We start from the raw sequence: 18,723 nt of genomic DNA on the forward strand, positions 1-18,723 counted from the left end.
ATCCACCCTAGGGGGCGCTTCGGCGCCCCTTCTTTTTTGGGGGAAACGGGTTATATTACGTTTACGTAAACGTCAATTGACCGGATGCGCGAAGAATCGTGTCCGAGCCCCCTAGCTGGAGACCGCATGCCCCGCCCGAACGACGCCTCCCTGCCCTTTCCGCGTGCGGCCCTGCGTGCGGGCAAGAACGGCGCGTGGCGCGGCTGGCAGATCGAGCCTGTGGCCGAGGGCGCGCCGGCCACCAAGGTCTCTCTCAAGAAGCTCAAGCCGGACGCCAAGCCCTTTTCCAGCGGCGACAAGGCGGCCGACCAAGCCAGCGTGCAGGCCATCGCCGAAGAACTCGACGGCTTGCAGGACCTGTTCTACGCCGACCGCCGCTTCAAGCTGCTCGTGGTGCTGCAGGGCACCGACACCGCCGGCAAGGACGGCACCGTGCGAGGCGTGTTCGCACGCACCAGCCCGCTGGGCGTGCACACCGTGGGCTGGAAAGCCCCGACCGAGGTCGAGCGCGACCACGACTACCTCTGGCGCATCCACCAGCAGGTGCCCGGCGCCGGCGAGACCATGGTCTTCAACCGCAGCCACTACGAAGACGTGCTGGTGCCCGTGGTCAACCGCTGGATCACGCCCGCCCAGACCGCTCAGCGCTACGCGCAGATCAATCACTTCGAGCGCCTGCTCGCCGAGACCGGCACCGTGATCCTGAAGTTCATGTTGCACATCGGCAGCGACGAGCAGCGCCAACGCCTGCAGGAGCGCGTGGACGACCCGACCAAACACTGGAAGTTCAGCGAAGGCGACATCGACGTGCGCAAGCAGTGGGCCGACTACCAGCGCGCCTACGAGGCGCTGCTGGCCCGCACCAGCACCCCCTGGGCACCCTGGAACGTGGTCCCCGCCAACTCCAAGACCCACCGCAACCTGATGATCGCGACCATCGTGCGCGACACCCTCAAGGCCCTCGACCTGCGTTACCCGCCGCCCAAGCCCGCCTTGGCCGGCCTGCGCATCGAATGAGGCTTTCCGCCATCCGCCCCCAGAGAGAGACACCATGAGCAACCTCGCCGCCGAGTACCAGGCACTGGCGAACTACCGCCCCACGCACAAGGTGCGTTTCGTCACCGCCGCCAGCCTGTTCGACGGGCACGACGCCGCCATCAACATCATGCGGCGCATCCTGCAGGGCATGGGCGCCGAGGTGATCCACCTGGGCCACAACCGCTCGGTGGACGAGGTGGTCACCGCCGCGCTGCAGGAAGACGCGCAAGGCATCGCCATCAGCTCCTACCAGGGCGGCCATGTGGAGTACTTCAAGTACATGGTGGACCTGCTCAAGAGCCGGGGCGGCGAGCACATCCAGGTGTTCGGCGGCGGCGGCGGCGTGATCGTGCCGGCCGAGATCCGCGAGCTGCAGGACTACGGTGTGACGCGCATCTACAGCCCCGAAGACGGCCAGAAGATGGGCCTGGCCGGGATGATCGGCGAGATGGTGATGCGCTGCGACCGCGACCTCAGCCCCTACGCGCCCAAGGCGCTGGCGGCCATCGAGGGCCAGGGCGAGATGAACTGGCGCGCGCTGGCCCAGCTCATCACGGTGCTGGAGAACGGCAGCGCGGACGCGGCCATCGTCTCCGCCCTGCGCGAGCAGGCCCAGACCAGGAAGGTGCCGGTGCTCGGCATCACCGGCACGGGCGGCGCGGGCAAGTCCTCGCTTACCGACGAGCTCATCCGCCGCCTGCGGCTGGACCAGGACGACCGCCTGCGTGTGGCCGTGATCTCCATCGACCCCTCGCGCCGCAAGAGCGGCGGCGCGCTGCTGGGCGACCGCATTCGCATGAACGCCATCAACCCCTGGGGCCAGGGGCCGCGCGTCTACATGCGCTCGCTGGCCACGCGCGACTTCGGCAGCGAGATCAGCGCCGCCCTGCCCGACGTGATCGCGGCCTGCAAGTGCGCGGGCTTCGACCTGATCGTGGTCGAGACCTCCGGCATCGGCCAGGGCGACGCGGCCATCGTGCCGCACGTGGACCTGCCCATGTACGTCATGACGCCCGAGTTCGGCGCGGCCAGCCAACTCGAGAAGATCGACATGCTGGACTTCGCCGCCTTCGTGGCCATCAACAAGTTCGACCGCAAGGGTGCGCTCGACGCCCTGCGCGACGTGGCCAAGCAGGTGCAGCGCAACCAGGAAGCCTGGAGCACGCCGCCCGACCAGATGCCGGTGTTCGGCACCATGGCCGCGCGCTTCAACGACGACGGGGTGACCGCGCTGTACCAGGCGCTGAAAGTCCGCCTGGGCGACCTCGGCCTGCCGTTGCAGGAGGGCCGGCTGCCCGCCGTGAAGGTGCGCCACAGCACCAACCAGACGCCCATCGTGCCGCCCGCGCGCACGCGTTACCTGGCCGAGATCAGCGACACGGTGCGCGGCTACAAGAAGAAGGCGATCGAGCAGTCGCGCCTGGCGCGCGAGATCCAGCAGCTCAACGCCAGCGCGGCCATGCTGCGCAAGGACAAGCCCGAACGCGCGCGCGCCGCCGAGGCGGTGATCGACCTCGCTCAATTGCGCGAACTCGACCAGGATCCGGCCGCGCGCAAGCTGCTCGCCCAGTGGCCCGACATGCAGAAGGCCTACGCGGGCGATGAGTACGTGGTGAAGATCCGCGACAAGGAGATCCGCACCGCGCTCACCACCAAGAGCCTGTCGGGCACCACCATCCGCAAGGTCGCGCTGCCCAAGTACGAGGACCACGGCGAGATCCTGAAGTGGCTGATGTTGGACAACGTGCCCGGCAGCTTCCCCTACACCGCCGGCACCTTCGCCTTCAAGCGCGAGGGCGAGGACCCCACGCGCATGTTCGCCGGCGAAGGCGACGCCTTCCGCACCAACCGCCGCTTCAAGCTGCTCTCCGAAGGCATGGCCGCCAAGCGCCTGTCCACCGCCTTCGACTCGGTCACGCTCTACGGCAACGACCCCGACCCGCGCCCCGACATCTACGGCAAGGTGGGCAACTCCGGCGTGAGCATCGCCACGCTCGAGGACATGAAGGTGCTCTACGGCGGCTTCGACCTCTGCCACCCGGCCACCTCGGTCTCCATGACCATCAACGGCCCGGCGCCCAGCATCCTGGCGATGTTCATGAACACCGCAATCGACCAGAACCTGGAGAAGTTCGAAACCGAGAACGGGCGCCAGCCCACCGCCACCGAGGCCGCCAAGATCCGTGAATGGGTGCTGGCGAACGTGCGCGGCACGGTGCAGGCCGACATCCTGAAAGAAGACCAGGGCCAGAACACCTGCATCTTCTCGACCGAGTTCTCGCTCAAGGTGATGGGCGACATCGCCGAGTACTTCGTGCACCACGACGTGCGCAACTTCTACTCGGTGTCCATCAGCGGGTACCACATCGCCGAGGCCGGCGCCAACCCCATCAGCCAGCTCGCCTTCACGCTCTCCAACGGCTTCACCTTCGTGGAGGCCTACCTGGCGCGCGGCATGCACATCGACGACTTCGCGCCCAACCTGAGCTTCTTCTTCAGCAACGGCATGGACCCGGAGTACACCGTGCTCGGCCGCGTGGCGCGCCGCATCTGGGCCACCTCGATGCGCGACCGCTACGGCGCGAACGAGCGCAGCCAGAAGCTGAAGTACCACGTGCAGACCAGCGGCCGCTCCCTGCACGCGCAGGAGATCCAGTTCAACGACATCCGCACCACGCTGCAGGCGCTGATCGCGATCTACGACAACTGCAACAGCCTGCACACCAACGCCTTCGACGAGGCCATCACCACCCCCACCGAAGACTCGGTGCGCCGCGCGATGGCGATCCAGCTCATCATCAACCGCGAGTGGGGCCTGCGCAAGAACGAAAACCCCAACCAGGGCGCCTTCATCATCGACGAGCTCACCGAGCTGGTGGAAGAGGCCGTGCTGCAGGAGTTCGAGAAGATCGCCGAACGCGGCGGCGTGCTGGGCGCGATGGAGACCGGCTACCAGCGCGGCAAGATCCAGGACGAGTCCATGCACTACGAGATGCTCAAGCACACCGGCGAGTACCCGATCGTGGGCGTGAACACCTTCCGCAACCCGCACGGCGACCTCACGCCCGAGACGCTGGAGCTCGCGCGCTCGACCGACGACGAGAAGCAGAACCAGCTCAAGCGCCTGGCCGACTTCCACGCGCGCCATGCCCACGAGTCGCCCGCCATGCTGCAGCGCCTGCGCCAGGCCGTGATCGAGAACGGCAACGTGTTCGAGGTGCTGATGGACGCGGTTCGCGTGTGCTCGCTCGGCCAGATTACCAGCGCGCTGTTCGAGGTGGGTGGGCAGTACCGCCGCAACATGTGAGCCTCGGGCCTCGCGGCCCCAGGTTCACATCGGGTTCGCCAGCGGCAGGTTGAGCAGCAGGTTCTGCGGCTTGAGCTTGAGCAGGCCATCGGGCCCCATCGCCAGGCCCAGGTAGACCGGCTTGCCGCGCACGTCGGCACGCATGTCCTGCGGGTCGGCGAAGCTCAGCCGGAACAGGCTGATCAGCCGGCGCTGGCGCTCGGGGTCCACCTCGTTGCCCAGGTAGAGGTCGTTGAGCAGCGCGGTCGAGGCCACATCCAGCCCCACATGCCAGCGCCAGGACGGGTCTTCCACCCGTGACTCGGGCTGGATCTTCACGGCCACGCCGTGGAAATGGCGCACCCACTTCTCCAGCACCGATGCCAGCGCCTTCAGACCCGAGCGGGAGCGTGCCATGGTGAGCGTGAGCCCATGCGGCAATTCGTTCTGGATTTCGTGCGTGAGGTCGAGCACGAAGTTGAAGCGCCCAGCCCCCTCCCGGCTGCGCAGGTAACGCGGCGCGTTGTCGTCGCCCAGCACCTCGATCTGCGTGGCCGGCAGGGCCGCGCCGCCCTGCACCAGCAGGCGCCCCAGCTCGCCCAGGCCACCGGTTTCATTGAGCAGGTCCAGCACCTCGCTGTCGCCGCTGAGCACGCGGCCGTCCTGCACGCTCACGCGCTGGCGGCGAAACAGCATCTCGGCCGCGCGCCAGGCCCAGGCGTCGGGCTCGTCCTCCAGCAGGCGGCACACCAGGGCCTGCACCACCAGGTCCAGGAACAGCGGCGGGATCTGGATGGCGCCGGCCTGGAAGAAGCCGGCGTAGGCGGCTTCGAGCGAGCCGGCGGCGATCACCGCGTCCCGGAAGTCCAGGAACAGGCGGTGGTTGGCGCGCGCGTCGTCGTCCTCGAAGGCGTCCAGCTCGGCTGCCGTCACGGCGCGCGTGGGCGCGGCCATCAAGGCAGCGTGCAGCGCGCGCTCGGCTGCACAGGATTCCTCAACCAGCGCGAGTTCCGGGCGCTGGAGCCAGAGCCGCCAGTAGCCGTCGGTGGGGCTCAGCCAGCCGCGCGCATCGCGGTTGAGCAATTCGTGGCCGCAGGACGACCAGATGGGGAGTGAAGAGGCGTCGGACATGAAGAAAACCCGCTGCGCGCGGGGGCGCGTGGCGGGTTGGGAGTCGAGGGGTGAACGCATTGTCGTTCACCTGCGGCGGCGCCGGGGCGCCGCGGGTTCAGGGTGCGGCCTGCAAGGCGCCGGCTTTGCGGCTGCCCGTGATCGCCCGCGAGGCGTAGGGCGCGGGCGCATCGCGCGTGTAGGTCGCATCCGGCACGCCCGCCAGGCCGATCAGGGCCTGCAGCGTGGCATTCGGCCAGAAGTTGGGGCTGCTGATGTTGCTTGCGCCCGGGATGTTGGTGCGCAACCGAGTTCACGTTGTTCGACTGCGTCAAGTTGGAGAAGCTGCTGGCGAACAAGGACTGGTTGCCGGTCCCCACGAACAGGTTGGCCGTGAGCGCGACCGAGGCGCCGCCGGCCACGGACAGGTAGGCGCCGCCCGAACGGGTGATGGCGACGGTGTTGTGCACCATCTCCAGCGAGGTGTTGGGGTTCGACAGGCCCTCCATGCCATAGGCGATCGCGTTGTTGTTCTGCGCGTTCGGGCCCTTCTGGAACAAGTTGCCCTTCAGGACCACGCGGCCGCCGTTGGGGAAATCGGCCAGGTAGCTGGAATTGCCGCTGGGCCCGTCCATGAAGTAGCTGTTCTGGATGATGGACTCGCGCGCCCGGCTCTTGAGGTTGTGGCCGACCTTGGCCTCGTGGAAATAGCTGGAGTTCACCGTCAGCCGGTCGATCTGGTTGACGTAGATGTTGTGCGTGTAGCCATCGCCCAGGCCGTTGCGCGCGAACTCCGAACTTTCGATCGTGATGGTGGCCGAACCGGCGTTGGCGAGGATGCCGTTCTGGTTGTCGTAGAAGCCGCTGTTGAGGATGCGCAGGTCGCCCGTGTGCTCGGCGCGGATGCCGGCGCCGTTCTGGTCGGGCACCGTGGTGTCGCGGAACTCGATGTTGTCGATGGTGATGTTCGCGCCCGACACCACCCACAGGCCCTTGCCCCGGGCGTTGTTGCCGTTGGCGAACAGGCGCGCGCGGCTGCCCACGCCGCAGATGGTGAGGTTGTTGACGGTCCAGGAAGCGACGTCGCCCCGGTAGTCGCCGCCCGCGATCTTGATCACATCGCCGGCCTGCGCCACCGCGGCCGCCGCGCTGGGCATGGCGTAGGTCTTGCCAGGGCCCACCTGAAGCACGCGGCCCGGTGCGGTGTCGCAAGCCGCGCCGGCCGACAAGGGAGGCGCCGGCGATGGCGTGGCGCTGCCGCCCCCTCCGCCACCACCGCCTGACGGGCTGTCGCCACTACCGCCGCCGCCCCCTCCACCACCACCGCCACCACAGGCGCTCAAGGTGGCAGCCAGCAACAGCGCGAAGCCGGGAACAACGAGGGAAGAGGACAGGCGGCGAGCAGGGGCGCTCAGGTGCGGAGTGGGTTGGATGTTCAAGATAGGCAACGGAAGAAAAACAGACACCGGCCAGGCAGGCCAATCGTCCGCGTTCTGATGAAGGGGTCCGGATCCATCGAAGACAAGGGTGCGGGGTGGAGTATCGCCGCTCAGCGCCCTGCCCCGCGCCAGGACCGGGAAACGGCCGCCAGTGTGGCCGCTGGCACCGGATCGCCTGCCACAGAACGTGTTTTTATGTAACCGAGATTCGCCGCCCTGCCCCGCAGCCCCGCTGGGCGCGGCTTCGGCCGTAACAGCTCATACGCTTTGATGCATGAAAAGGCCCGCGCGAGGCGGGCCTGGTAAGCGGTGCGCGGACCGGGCTCAGGGCGCGGACTGCAGCGCGCCGGCCTTGCGGCTGCCCGAGATCGCGCGCAGTGCGTAGGGCGCGGGCGCGTCGCGGGTGTAGCTGGCGTCGGGCACCACGGACAGGGCAATCAGGGACTGCAGCGTCGCGTTGGGCCAGAAGTTCGGGGTGGCGACGTTGGACGCGCCCGGGATGTTGCTGCGCAACCGAGGTCACGTTGTTCAACTGCACCGCGCTGCCGGCGGCGTACCCGCCGGTGATCAGCGCGGGGCTGCCCGTGCCGGCGAACAGGTTGGCCGTGAGCTTGACCGAGCTGGTGCCGTTGGCGATGGCCAGGAAGGCGCCGCCCGAGCGGGTGATGACCACCGTGTTGTGCACGGCCTCGAAGGTGTTGCTCGGGTTGGACAGGCCCTCGGCGCCGTAGGAGATGGCGTTGGGGTTGTCCGCGTTCGGGCCCTTGTGGAACATGTTGCCCTTCAGCACCACCTTGCCGCCGTTGGGGAAGTCGGCCAGGTAGCTCGACGTGCCGGTGGCGCCGTCCATGAAGTAGCTGTTCTCGATCACCGACTCCTTCGCCCGGCTCTTGAAGTTGTGGCCGATCTTGGCTTCGTGGAAGTAGCTGGAGGTCACCGCGATGCGGTTGATCTGGTTCACGTAGATGTTGTGCGTGTAGCCATCGCCCCGGCCGTTGCGGCCGAACTCGGAGCGGTCGATCGTGATCGTGGTCGCGCCGGCCGCGGCCAGGATGCCGTTCTCGTTGTCGAAGAAGCCGCTGTTGCGCACCGTCAGGTTGACGCCGGGTTCCACGCGGATGCCGGCGCCGTTCTGGTCGGGCACGGTGGCGTTGCGGAACTCGATGTTGTCGATCGTGATGTTGGGGCTGGAGACCACCCACAGGCCCTTGCCCTGCACGTTTTTCCCATCGGCGAACAGGCGGGCCTTGCCGCCCACGCCGCAGATGGTGAGGTTGCTGGCCTTCCAGGTCGCCGCGTCACCGCGGTAGTCGCCGGCGGTGATCTTGATCACGTCACCGGCCTGCGCCACGGCGGCGGCGGCGCTCGGCACGCTGTAGGTCTTGCCCGGGCCCACCTGCAGCACGCGGCCGGTGGCCGTGTCGCAGGCCGTGCCCGAGGGAGCGGGTGCCGGCGCGGGTGCGGGAGCAGGGGCTGGCGCCGGTGCAGGCGCGGGAGCCGGCGCAGGGGCTGGCGCGGGTGCCGGTGCGGGAGCAGGGGCCGGCGCAGGAGCGGGGGCTGGTGCGGGTGAAGGCGCCGGGGCGGGAGCCGGCGCGGGTGCAGGCGCCGGGGCTGGCGCGGCAGCGGCCATCACTTCACAAGTCTTGGTCGCGCCCTTGGCGGGATCGCTGCCGAAATAGCTGGCGGTGCACATGCCGGCCGTGCGGACCGTCTTGTAGGCCCAGCGGGTGCCGGTGCCATAACGCACGTTCTTCGTGCCGGAGAACCAGAAAATCTTGCCTTCGTTGGCGACCTTGGTCCAGGTCGCGGAGGCCGTCTGAGCCTGGGCCGGGGCTGTGGCGGCCACCATCGAGAACATGACCGCACAGGCGGCCAACACACCGGCGTGCGAAGCCGGACGGGAGAGGGAATCGAGTTGGGACATGGGAAGAATCACCTGAGAGCTGAAGAAAGAACGGCCGCCTCCTGAACACGGGTCTTCCGTGCCCTCCTGCCTGGCGGTCCGGCGGTTTATGGGGATGACTGCAGTGCGCCCGCCTTGCGGCTGCCCGAGATCGCCCGCGAGGCATAGGGCGTGGGCGCATCGCGCGTGTAATTCGAGTCCGGCACCACCGACAGGCCGATCAGGGCCTGCAGCGCCGCGTTGGGCCAGAAGTTCGGGCTGGCGATGCTGCTGGCGCCCGGGATGTTGCTGCGCCACGGAGGTCACGTTGTTCGACTGCGCCGCGTTGCCGGCGGCGTAGCCGCCCGTGATCAGCGACGGACTGCCCGTGCCGGCAAACAGGTTGGCCGCGAGCGTGACCGACGAGGTGCCGCTGGCGATGGCCAGGAAGGCGCCGCCCGAGCGGGTGATGGCCACGGTGTTGTGCACGGCCTCGAAGGTGTTGGTCGGGTTCGACAGGCCCTCCGCACCGTAGGAAATGGCATTCGGGTTGCTCGCCTGCGGCCCCTTGTGGAACAGGTTGCCGCGCAGGTAGACGCGGCCGCCGTTCGGGAAGTCGGCGAGGTAGCTCGACGTGCCCGTGGGGCCGTCCATGAAGTAGCTGTTCTCGATCACCGTCTCCCGGGCCCGGCTCTTGAGGTTGTGGCCCACCTTGGCTTCATGGAAGTAGCTGCGGCTCACCGTCAGCCGGTTGATCTGGTTGACGTAGATGTTGTGCGTGTAGCCATCGCCCAGGCCGTTGCGCGCGAACTCGGAGCCTTCGATGGTGATGGTCGACGAACCCGCGTTGGCCAGGATGCCGTTCTGGTTGTCGTAGAAGCCGCTGTTGATGATGCGCAGGTCGCCCCCGTGTTCGGCGCGGATGCCGGCACCGTTCTGATCGGGCACCGTGGTGTCGCGGAACTCGACGCTGTCGATGGTGATGTTCGAGCCGGTGACCACCCACAGGCCCTTGCCACGGGCGTTGTTGCCGTTGGCGAACAGGCGGGCCTTGCCACCCACGCCGCAGATGGTCAGGTTGTTGACGGTCCAGGAAGCGACGTCGCCCCGGTAGTCGCCGGCGGTGATCTTGATCACGTCACCCGACTGCGCCGCAGCCGCCGCGGCGCTGGGCATGGCGTAGGCCTTGCCCGGTCCGACCTGCAACACGCGGCCGGTGGCGGCATCGCAGGCGGTGGCCGAGGGGGCCGGTGCCGGTGCCGGTGCGGGGGCTGGAGCTGGCGCAGGAGCTGGCGCAGGAGCTGGCGCAGGAGCAGGAGCAGGAGCAGGAGCAGGAGCAGGAGCAGGAGCAGGGCTTGGCGCTGGCGAAGGGCGAGGTGCTGGCGAAGGAGCCGGGCTCGGCGCTGGTGCCCCGGCCACCGGTTCGTTGACCGTGCCACCACCCGTGGCCGCCCCTCCGCCGCCCCCACCACCGCAGGCGGTGAGCGTGGCCGCGAACAGCGCGGCCAGCAAGGGCAGCGACCTGCGGGTCGAAGGGCCCTCCATCCAGGGCGTCGGGGTCGGAATCGGAGTCGGGTTCATATCGGCGGCACAAAAACACCTTGACGCTCACACGAGGGCGGCGGCAGGGGCGATCGGGAAAGGGTTCCAGGTCACACTGCGCTGCAGTGTCGGACAGGCCAGGAACGTGAGATAAATCACCACGATGGGCGGAGACCCGCTCAGCGCGAACGGAGTATCAGCTTCCCAACGGCTTGGAGTCCGGCACGAAAGGTGTGGGTTGGTAACAAAATTCCCCGCCCGAAAAGAGGTGCCCGGTGGAGGGTGTGTGTGCAATGTCCGCCCGCCGACCGGTGGCTGGTAACACGCCATACGTTTTGAAACCAGCCCGAAGGCCGTCACACTCGGGATTCACCGACTCACAATACCGCCATGCAAAAAAACCTCAGCCTCATCGGGGTGCCGACCGACATCGGCGCCGGTGCCCGCGGTGCCTCCATGGGGCCCGAGGCCTTGCGCGTCGCGGGCCTGCGCGACGGTGCTCGAAGGCCAGGGCCTGAGCGTCGCCGACCGCGGCAACCTCGGCGGTCCGGCCAATCCCTGGTTGCCGCCCACCGACGGCTACCGCCACCTGGGTGAAGTGGTGGCCTGGAACCAGACCCTTCACGAGGCCGTGCACGCCGAACTTGCGCTGGGCCGCCTGCCCATCGTGCTCGGCGGTGACCACTGTCTGGGCCTGGGCTCGATCAGCGCGGTGGCGCGCCACTGCCGCGAGGCGCGCAAGAAGCTGCGCGTGCTCTGGCTCGACGCCCACGCCGACTTCAACACCGCCGCGCTCACGCCCAGCGGCAACATCCACGGCATGCCGGTGGCCCTGCTCTGCGGCATGGGCCCGCCCGAACTCACCGGCATCGGCGGCACCACGCCGGCCATCGACGCCGGCGTGGTGCGGCAGATCGGCATCCGCAGCGTGGACGCGGGCGAGAAGCGCCTGGTGCACCAGGCCGGCCTGGAGGTGTTCGACATGCGCTACATCGACGAAATGGGCATGCGCCACACCATGGAGCAAGCGCTGATGGGCGTGGACGAGCAGACCCACCTGCACGTGAGCTTCGACGTGGACTTTCTCGACCCGGAGATCGCGCCCGGCGTGGGCACCACCGTGCTCGGCGGCCCGACCTACCGCGAGGCGCAGCTGTGCATGGAGATGATCGCGGACACCGGCCGGCTGTGCTCGCTCGACGTGATGGAGCTCAACCCCGCGCTCGATGTGCGCAACCGCACCGCCGAGCTGGCGGTGGACCTGATCGAAAGCCTGTTCGGCAAGTCCACCCTGATGCGCAAAAACTAAAGTTGTAACTCAATTACAACCAAAGGCTGCCCACGAGGGCAAGCAGCCATCAGCTCTTGCCAACCACTTCGAAGTGCTCGACCACCGGAGGCTGGGCGAAAAACGGCCCGACGATGGCGCGCCACTGCGGGAAGGCATCGGAGCCCCGGAAGGCCACGGTGTGGTCTTCCAGCGTCTCCCACTGGATCAGCAACAGGTAGCGCCCGGGGGTCTCGATGCTGCGCTGGACCTGGTAGCCCTTGAAGCCCTTCGAATGGGCGATGACGGTGCTCACCCCACGAAGAATGGCCTCTTCAAAGGCTGCGCTCTTCAGGGGGTCGATGCGGATGTCGGCGTGCTCGAGAATCATCTTGTGGAGCCCCCCGCGCCGCCTCGCGTCACCCCCCAGGGGGCGATGCCTGCGGCCTGGCAAAGCCAGTTCCGCGGCATCCTGGATGACGTGCGTGCGCGCCGGAGGAGAGTGGTGGATCGGAGAAGCAAGGTTAACCGGGAACCGCGTGGAACCGGCTTTGCCGGGCCACTGCGGTTGCCCTTTCGGGGGGTGACGCGCCGTCAGGCGCGGCGCGGGGGGGACGATCGGCTCTCATCATATCGACCGCCTTCTCCGCCATCATGATCACCGGGGCATTGGTGTTGCCCCCCACCACGCTGGGCATCACCGACGCGTCCACCACGCGCAGGCCCGCCACGCCGTGCACGCGCAGGCGCGCATCCACCACGTCCAAGCCCCCCGGCGCGCCATCCGGCCCCATGCGGCAGGTGCCCACGGGGTGGTAGATGGTGTCGGCATGACCGCGGATGAATTGTTCGATCTGCGTGTCGCTCTGCGCCTGGGCCGACGAGGCCGACTCGGTGCCACCATGGCGCGTGAGTGCGGGTTGCTGCAGCAGCGCGCGCATGCGCTTGAAGCCCCGCACCAGGCGCGCGGTGTCGTCGCTGTCCTGCAGAAAGGCGGGGTCGATCAGCGGCGCGGCCTGCGGGTCGGCGCTGGCCAGGCGCAGGCTGCCGCGGCTCTTGGGGCGCAGCAGGCACACGTGGCACGAGTAACCGTGGCCGAACACCGTCTTGCGGCCATGGTCCACCAGCTTGCCGACCACGAAGTGCAGCTGCAGGTCGGGAATGGGCTCTTCGGGCGCGCTCTTGATGAAGCCGCCCGCTTCGGCGAAGTTGGTGGTCAGCATGCCGCTGCGCTGGCGCCGCCATTCGAAGATGCCGCGCACCGCGCGCGCCACGCCGGTGAGCGAGAGGCCGAACAGGTCCTTGACCTTCGGCGCGTTGACCACCATCACCACGTCCACGTGGTCGTGCAGGTTCTGGCCCACGCCCGGTAGGTCGTGCACCGGGGTGATGCCGTGTTCGCGCAAATGCGCGGCCGGGCCGATGCCCGAGAGCATGAGCAACTGCGGCGAGCCGAAGGCGCCCGAGCTCAGCACCACCTCGCCGCCGTCCTTGAGCCGCAGGATCTGCAGCGGACCGCGCCCGCCGTTGCCCCGGTACTCCACGCCCGCCGCGCGCACCGTGCCACCGTCTTCGGTGTCGGTCACCACGCGGGTGGTGAGCGCGTTCGTGATCACCTGCAGGTTGGGCCGCGCCAGGTGCGGCGTGAGGTAGGCCTTGGCCGCGCTGTGACGCTCGCCGTTCTTGTGCGTGACCTGGTAGGCGCCGATGCCCTCCTGCTCGGGGCCGTTGAAGTCGGTGTTGAGCGGATAGCCCGCCTGCGCGCCGGCTTCGACGAAAGCGGGCAGAAAGGCATTGGGGCTGCGCAGATCCATCACATTGAGCGGCCCACCCTGGCCGTGCCAGGCGTCGGCACCGCGCTCGTTGTGCTCGGCGCGCTTGAAGTACGGCAGGACCTCCTGGAACGACCAGCCCGGGTTGCCCAGCGCGGCCCAGCCGTCGTAGTCGCTGGCGTGGCCGCGCGCGTAGATCATGGCGTTGACCGAGCTCGAGCCTCCCAGCACCTTGCCGCGCGGCTGGTAACCACGCCGGCCGTTCAGACCGGGCTGGGGCACGGTCTGCAGGCCCCAGTTGGCCTGGCCGTTCTTCGCCAGCAGCGCCAGGCCCGCCGGGCAGTGGATGAGCACGCTGCTGTCGGGCGGGCCGGCCTCCAGCAGGGCCACCCGGGTGCCGGGGTCTTCGCTGAGGCGGGAGGCCAGCACGCAGCCGGCCGATCCGCCGCCAACGATGATGTAGTCGAACATGGTGTCTCCGTGGTGGTCAGCGCCATGCAAGGCGTGCGCGACAATCAAAGGCCAAGGTAGCACAGGGCCTCGCGCCCGGTTAGGCAGCACCGCCTAGGAAAGACACGCCGGCGACGCCGGGTTTTCACGGATTTTTGAACAGGAGCAGCGTCTTCATGAACAGCATCAACACGGTCGGCATCATCGGCTCGGGCACCATGGGCAACGGCATCGCACAGGCCTGCGCCACGCGCGGCATCCGCGTGGTCATGGTCGACATCGCGCAGGCCGCGGTCGACAAGGGCCTGGCGCACGGTGGCTGGCAGCCTGGACCGGCTGATCAAGAAAGAGAAGATCACCGCTGCCGACAAGGACCAGGCGCTCGCCCTGATCAAGGGTTCGACGAACTACGAAGACCTCAAGGGCGCGCAGCTCGTGATCGAGGCCGCCACCGAGAACGAAGGCCTGAAGGTCAAGATCCTGCAGCAGCTCGACGGCCTGCTCGCGCCCGAGGTGATCGTGGCCACCAACACCAGCTCGATCAGCATCACCAAGCTGGCCGCCGCCACCCAGCGGCCCGACCGCTTCATCGGCATGCACTTCTTCAACCCGGTGCCCATGATGGCGCTGGTGGAGATCATCCGCGGCCTGCAAACCAGCGACGCCACGCACGACGCGGTGAAGGCGCTGGCCGAGGCCCTGGGCAAGTCGCCCATCACGGTGAAGAACGCGCCCGGCTTCGTGGTCAACCGCATCCTCGTGCCCATGATCAACGAGGCCTTCTTCGTGCTGGCCGAAGGCATCGCCACGGCGGAGGACATCGACGCCGGCATGAAGCTGGGCACCAACCAGCCCATCGGCCCGCTGGCCCTGGCCGACATGATCGGCCTGGACGTGTGCCTGGCCGTGATGAACGTCTACATGGCCGAGTTCAACGACGGCAAGTACCGCCCCGCCCCGCTGCTCAAGGAAATGGTGGCCGCCGGCTACCTGGGCCGCAAGACCGGGCGCGGCGTCTACACCTACTGAGCGTCGCCGGGGGCCGCCCAGCGCAGCGGCAAGGCCCCCTGCACCCGCCGCGCGTGGGTCACCTGCATGCGCAGCAGGCGCAGGCTGCCGTCCCACACCACCTTCGCCTGCACCGCGAGATACAGCAGGTCGCCCCGCTCGAAGTCCACGAACAGCAGGCCCGCCGCCGGGTGCAGGGCGATGTTGCCCAGCGTGTTGAAGAAGTGGTTGCCCAGGTAGTCGGGCACGGTCAGCACCTCGCCGGCCACGTTCACGAACCCCGGCGGGCCGCCCCGGTGCGACACGTCGACCCCATGGCTGCGCTCGCCGCCCGCAGACGCCTGGGGGTGGGCGGTGGCGATGAAGAAGGTGTCGGCGGCGCGGATCAGCCCGCGCGACGCCTCGTCCAGGCCCGGGCCTTCGAAAGCGATCTGCCCCGCAGGTGCGCCGGGTACCCACACCGGCTCCCGCGCCTGGATGTACTTCGGGCAATTGCCAAAGCTCTGACCGACCTCGACCGTGACACCGCCGTCCTGCAGCCGCGCCGTGCCGTTCATGCGGTTGCGCCGGCGCGTGTGCGGTTGAATGCCGAGCAGACCCAGGGCAGCGCCATCGCGCAGCGTGGTGTTCAGCGGGTCGTGCGGCAGGGGCCGCGCACCGATGTGCAGGTGCGTGGGGTCGGGCGATTGCATGAAGCCCGGCGCGCCCGCGAGCACGCTGGCCCAGGGCTGGCCCGACGGGTCTACGCTGCCCACCAGCACGAAGGGCAACAGGCCGAAGAACTCGCGGTGCTGGTCGGGCATGTGATCGCGCAACACGCGCGGGCCGATCTGCGCCATCTGCGCCTGCACACCGGCGCGCGCCTGCATCGCCTGTTCACCGGTGTGAAAGGCGGCGCTCATGCCGCCAACCCCACTGGCGAGGTCACCATCGGCACGAAGCCCGGCAGGGCCTCGATGCGCGCCAGCCAGGCGCGGATGGCCGGATACGGCTGCAGCGACACCAGGCCTTCGGGCGCCCGGGCCACGTAGGCGTAGTGCGCCAGGTCGGCCAGCGTGGCGCGCTCGCCGACCAGAAACGGCGTGCGCCCCAGTGCGCCTTCCATGAACTCGAACAGGGCTTGCGCACGAGCGATCGCCTCCGCCGGGTCGGTGGGCAGCCCGAAGAGCTGCACCACGCGCGCGGCGGCCGGTCCGGACGCCAGCGGGCCGGCGGCCAACGAGAGCCAGCGCTGCACGCGGGCCGCGCCCACCGGATCGCGCGGCAGCCACTGGCCCGGCGCGTAACGGGCTTCGAGGTACACCAGGATGGCGTTCGAGTCGCTCAGGATGAGGTCGCCGTCGCGCAGCACCGGCACCTGACCCAGGGGGTTCAGCGCCAGGAAGGCGGCGGACTTCTGCTGCTTCTGCGGCAGGTCGATCTCGACCGTCTCGAACGGCAAGCCGAGCAGCGAGAGAAACAACTCGACGCGGTGGCAGTGGCCGGAGATGGCGCTTCGGTGCAGCTGGATGGAAGGTGCCATGGATCGCTCCTGAAAGAGGAAAGGCGCCATCTTCTTTCTTGCAAGCGCATTCACAAATACCCCTGCACGCACAAGACTGCTCCACAAATCGGTTTAATGGCGCATGGACAAGTTCCGCGCCATGGTCACCTTCGTGCAGATCGCCGACGCCGGCAGCCTCACCGCGGCGGCCTGGGCGCTGGGCGCCTCGCTGCCGGCCGTGGTGCGCTCGCTCGCGGCCTACGAGGCCGAGCTGGGGGTGCGCCTGTTCAACCGCACCACGCGCCGCATCTCGCTCACCGAAGAAGGCCGGCGCCACCTTGAGAGCTGCCGCCAGCTCCTGGCGGCGGTGGACGACGCCGAGGCCGCGCTGAAGGACGATGCCACCGAACCCACCGGCCAGCTCACCATCACCGCCCCGGTGCTGTTCGGCCAGATGCACGTGGCCCCCGTCGTCACGCGTTTCGTGCGGCGCCACCCTCAGGTGCATTGCCGCGTGATGCTGATGGACCGGGTGGTGAACCTGCTGGAAGAAGGGGTCGACGTCGGCATCCGCATCGCGCACCTGGAAGACTCCAGCCTGGTCGCCCTGCCGCTGGGCGAGATCCGCCGCGTGATCGTGGCCAGCCCCGCTTTCCTGCGGGAACACGGCCGCCCGCAGCACCCCAACGACCTGCTCAAGGCCAACTGCGTGCGCCTGGTGGGCTACGCACCCCATTGGGGGCGTTTCCAGGAAGGCAGCAAGACCTTCAAACTCACCGTCGGTGGCAACCTGGAGTTCAATCACATTGCCCCGGCGGTGCAGGCCTGCGCGGACGGCGCGGGTTTCGGCCAGTTCCTCTCCTACCAGGTGGCGCCCTTGCTGCAATCCGGCGCGCTGGAAACCGTGCTGGACGACTTCGCGGACGCGCCGCGCCCGATCCACGTCGTCTACCCCCATGCCCGCCTGTTGCCCACGCGCACGCGGGCTTTCATCGATTTCATCCGACAGGAACTCAAAGGCTTCGAGCCCGGACACCCCCCACCATGAGCACTTCCTCTTTCGACTTTGACCTCTTCGTGATCGGCGGCGGCAGCGGCGGCGTGCGCGCCGCCCGCATGGCCGCGCAGCGCGGCGCGCGCGTGGCGCTGGCCGAAATGCTGGGCACCGACGGCCTGGGCGGCACCTGCGTGAACGTGGGCTGCATCCCCAAGAAGCTCTACAGCTACGCGGCGCACTATGCCGAAGCCTTCGAGGAATCGCACGGCTTCGGCTGGGAGCTGGACAAGCCCCGTTTCAACTGGGCCACGCTCAAGGCCAACCGCGCCAAAGAGATCAGCCGCCTCAACGGCATCTACGGCAACCTGCTGACCGGCTCGGGCGTGACCGTGTTCGATGCCTTCGCGCGCATCGACGGCCCACAGGCCGTGGTGCTCAAGCTCCATGGCGAGGCCGGCGAAAAACGCGTGACGGCGAAGCACATCCTCATCGCCACGGGCGGCAAACCCAGCGTGCCCGACATCGAAGGCCGCGAGCACGTCATCGACTCCAACGCCATCTTCGACCTCGAGCCCTTTCCCCAGCGCCTGCTGATCGTGGGCGGTGGCTACATCGCCAGCGAGTTCGCCTCCATCTTCAACGGCCTGGGCGCGAAGGTGACCCAGCTCTACCGGGGCGAGCAGATCCTGCGCGGCTTCGACGACGAGATCCGCCACTTCGTGGCGAACGAGATGATCAAGTCGGGCGTGGACCTGCGGCTGGGCGCGGACGTGGCCGCCATCGTGAAGACCCCCGACGGCCTGCAGGTGAAGCTCCAGGGCGGCGGCGAGGTGATGGCCGATGCCGTGCTGTACGCCACCGGCCGCGTGCCCACGGTAGGGGGCCTGGGCCTGGACGCGGTGGGCGTGGCCCAGGGCAAGGGCGGCGAGGTCATCGTCGACGAGCAGTACCGCACCAACGTGCCCTCCATCTTCGCCGTGGGCGACGTCACCAGCCGCCTCCAGCTCACCCCCGTGGCGCTGGGCGAGGCCATGGTGGTGGTGGACCAGCTCTTCGGCCCCGCCGCGGGCAAGCCGCCGCGCAGCATGGCCTACGACTTCGTTCCCACCGCCGTCTTCACCCACCCCAGCATCGGCACCGTGGGCCTGAGCGAGGCGGACGCGCGCAAGCGGCATGGCGACGTGACCATCTTTCGCAGCGAGTTCAAGGCGCTCAAGCACACGCTCTCGGGCAGCAGCGAGCGCACGCTCATGAAGCTGGTGGTGGACACGAAAAGCGACCGCGTGGTGGGCCTGCACATGGTGGGCGCCGAAGCGGGCGAGATCGTGCAGGGTTTTGCGGTGGCGCTCAAGGCCGGCGCCACCAAGGCGGTGTTCGACAGCACCATCGGCATTCACCCGACGGCGGCGGAAGAGTTCGTGACCATGCGCGAACCCGTCAAGGCCTGAA

The 18,723-nt window shown here is 68.5% G+C and carries 13 protein-coding genes and 2 pseudogenes; 7 read left to right on the forward strand and 8 right to left on the reverse strand.

Features of this window, described 5'->3' with window-relative positions; translation table 11 throughout:
- Window positions 1-126: 126 nt before the first annotated feature.
- Complete coding sequence (locus ACFJI0_RS19490; protein ID WP_382321953.1) at window positions 127-1,017, forward strand: PPK2 family polyphosphate kinase; 891 nt, start codon at window positions 127-129, stop codon at window positions 1,015-1,017.
- 34 nt (window positions 1,018-1,051) lie between these two features.
- Window positions 1,052-4,345 (forward strand): fused isobutyryl-CoA mutase/GTPase IcmF, encoded by a 3,294-nt coding sequence (icmF, locus tag ACFJI0_RS19495; RefSeq protein WP_382321955.1) that lies wholly within the window; start codon window positions 1,052-1,054, stop codon window positions 4,343-4,345.
- Between the two features lie 24 nt (window positions 4,346-4,369).
- Here icmF and ACFJI0_RS19500 read toward each other — a convergent pair whose 3' ends face one another.
- The 3 genes from ACFJI0_RS19500 to ACFJI0_RS19510 form a co-directional block, all read right to left on the reverse strand.
- Window positions 4,370-5,455 carry a DUF6352 family protein gene (locus ACFJI0_RS19500; protein WP_382321957.1) on the reverse strand — a complete coding sequence of 362 codons (1,086 nt, stop codon included), beginning with the start codon at window positions 5,453-5,455 and terminating at the stop codon, window positions 4,370-4,372.
- Entirely contained in the window at window positions 5,377-6,873 is a 1,497-nt protein-coding gene (locus tag ACFJI0_RS19505) for a right-handed parallel beta-helix repeat-containing protein (RefSeq protein WP_382321958.1), read from the reverse strand. The genes ACFJI0_RS19500 and ACFJI0_RS19505 overlap by 79 nt, the downstream gene beginning before the upstream one ends.
- A gap of 193 nt (window positions 6,874-7,066) precedes the next feature.
- Entirely contained in the window at window positions 7,067-9,964 is a 2,898-nt protein-coding gene (locus ACFJI0_RS19510; RefSeq protein ID WP_382321959.1) for a right-handed parallel beta-helix repeat-containing protein, read from the reverse strand.
- 41 nt (window positions 9,965-10,005) lie between these two features.
- Between ACFJI0_RS19510 and ACFJI0_RS19515 the strand changes: the two genes are divergently transcribed.
- Complete coding sequence (locus ACFJI0_RS19515) at window positions 10,006-10,185, forward strand: hypothetical protein (protein WP_382321960.1); 180 nt, start codon at window positions 10,006-10,008, stop codon at window positions 10,183-10,185.
- Window positions 10,186-10,687: 502 nt separating this feature from the next.
- Window positions 10,688-11,606: pseudogene (rocF, locus tag ACFJI0_RS19520) on the forward strand (arginase).
- A 49-nt stretch (window positions 11,607-11,655) separates the two neighbouring features.
- Here rocF and ACFJI0_RS19525 read toward each other — a convergent pair.
- The 3 genes from ACFJI0_RS19525 to ACFJI0_RS19535 form a co-directional block, all read right to left on the reverse strand.
- Window positions 11,656-11,955: an antibiotic biosynthesis monooxygenase family protein gene (locus tag ACFJI0_RS19525; protein WP_382321962.1), complete on the reverse strand. Its 300-nt coding sequence runs from the start codon at window positions 11,953-11,955 to the stop codon at window positions 11,656-11,658.
- 133 nt (window positions 11,956-12,088) lie between these two features.
- The gene (locus ACFJI0_RS19530) at window positions 12,089-13,807 is read right to left on the reverse strand and encodes a GMC family oxidoreductase (RefSeq protein WP_382321964.1); all 1,719 of its coding nucleotides are present in this window, start codon (window positions 13,805-13,807) and stop codon (window positions 12,089-12,091) included.
- Between the two features lie 124 nt (window positions 13,808-13,931).
- A complete protein-coding gene (locus ACFJI0_RS19535; RefSeq protein WP_382325902.1) occupies window positions 13,932-14,087 on the reverse strand; it encodes a hypothetical protein in 156 nt (51 codons plus the stop codon).
- Between ACFJI0_RS19535 and ACFJI0_RS19540 the strand changes: the two are divergent.
- Window positions 14,017-14,815: pseudogene (locus ACFJI0_RS19540) on the forward strand (3-hydroxybutyryl-CoA dehydrogenase). The gene ACFJI0_RS19535 and the pseudogene ACFJI0_RS19540 sit on opposite strands and share 71 nt — an antisense overlap.
- Here ACFJI0_RS19540 and ACFJI0_RS19545 read toward each other — a convergent pair.
- The gene (locus tag ACFJI0_RS19545) at window positions 14,809-15,696 is read right to left on the reverse strand and encodes a pyridoxamine 5'-phosphate oxidase family protein (protein WP_382321966.1); all 888 of its coding nucleotides are present in this window, start codon (window positions 15,694-15,696) and stop codon (window positions 14,809-14,811) included. The pseudogene ACFJI0_RS19540 and the gene ACFJI0_RS19545 overlap by 7 nt on opposite strands.
- Window positions 15,693-16,316, reverse strand: coding sequence for a glutathione S-transferase family protein (locus ACFJI0_RS19550; RefSeq protein ID WP_382321968.1), 624 nt, complete (start codon window positions 16,314-16,316; stop codon window positions 15,693-15,695). Before ACFJI0_RS19550 ends, ACFJI0_RS19545 begins: the two co-directional genes overlap by 4 nt.
- Before the next feature lie 103 nt (window positions 16,317-16,419).
- Here ACFJI0_RS19550 and ACFJI0_RS19555 point away from each other — a divergent pair, with 103 nt between their 5' ends.
- Complete coding sequence (locus tag ACFJI0_RS19555) at window positions 16,420-17,325, forward strand: LysR family transcriptional regulator (RefSeq protein WP_382321970.1); 906 nt, start codon at window positions 16,420-16,422, stop codon at window positions 17,323-17,325.
- Window positions 17,322-18,722 carry a glutathione-disulfide reductase gene (gorA, locus tag ACFJI0_RS19560; RefSeq protein ID WP_382321972.1) on the forward strand — a complete coding sequence of 467 codons (1,401 nt, stop codon included), beginning with the start codon at window positions 17,322-17,324 and terminating at the stop codon, window positions 18,720-18,722. The genes ACFJI0_RS19555 and gorA overlap by 4 nt, the downstream gene beginning before the upstream one ends.
- Window position 18,723 lies beyond the last annotated feature (1 nt).

The sequence above is a fragment of the Hydrogenophaga sp. UC242_53 genome (genome assembly GCF_042696965.1).
Classification (GTDB): domain Bacteria; phylum Pseudomonadota; class Gammaproteobacteria; order Burkholderiales; family Burkholderiaceae_C; genus Hydrogenophaga.

Coding starts and splice junctions, on each gene's coding strand:
- ACFJI0_RS19555 (WP_382321970.1), top strand. CDS start 16,420: ATGGACAAGTTCCGCGCCATGGTCACCTTCGTGCAGATCGCCGACGCC.
- ACFJI0_RS19525 (WP_382321962.1), bottom strand. CDS start 11,955: ATGATTCTCGAGCACGCCGACATCCGCATCGACCCCCTGAAGAGCGCA.
- icmF (WP_382321955.1), top strand. CDS start 1,052: ATGAGCAACCTCGCCGCCGAGTACCAGGCACTGGCGAACTACCGCCCC.
- gorA (WP_382321972.1), top strand. CDS start 17,322: ATGAGCACTTCCTCTTTCGACTTTGACCTCTTCGTGATCGGCGGCGGC.
- ACFJI0_RS19545 (WP_382321966.1), bottom strand. CDS start 15,696: ATGAGCGCCGCCTTTCACACCGGTGAACAGGCGATGCAGGCGCGCGCC.
- ACFJI0_RS19500 (WP_382321957.1), bottom strand. CDS start 5,455: ATGTCCGACGCCTCTTCACTCCCCATCTGGTCGTCCTGCGGCCACGAA.
- ACFJI0_RS19550 (WP_382321968.1), bottom strand. CDS start 16,316: ATGGCACCTTCCATCCAGCTGCACCGAAGCGCCATCTCCGGCCACTGC.
- ACFJI0_RS19490 (WP_382321953.1), top strand. CDS start 127: ATGCCCCGCCCGAACGACGCCTCCCTGCCCTTTCCGCGTGCGGCCCTG.
- ACFJI0_RS19530 (WP_382321964.1), bottom strand. CDS start 13,807: ATGTTCGACTACATCATCGTTGGCGGCGGATCGGCCGGCTGCGTGCTG.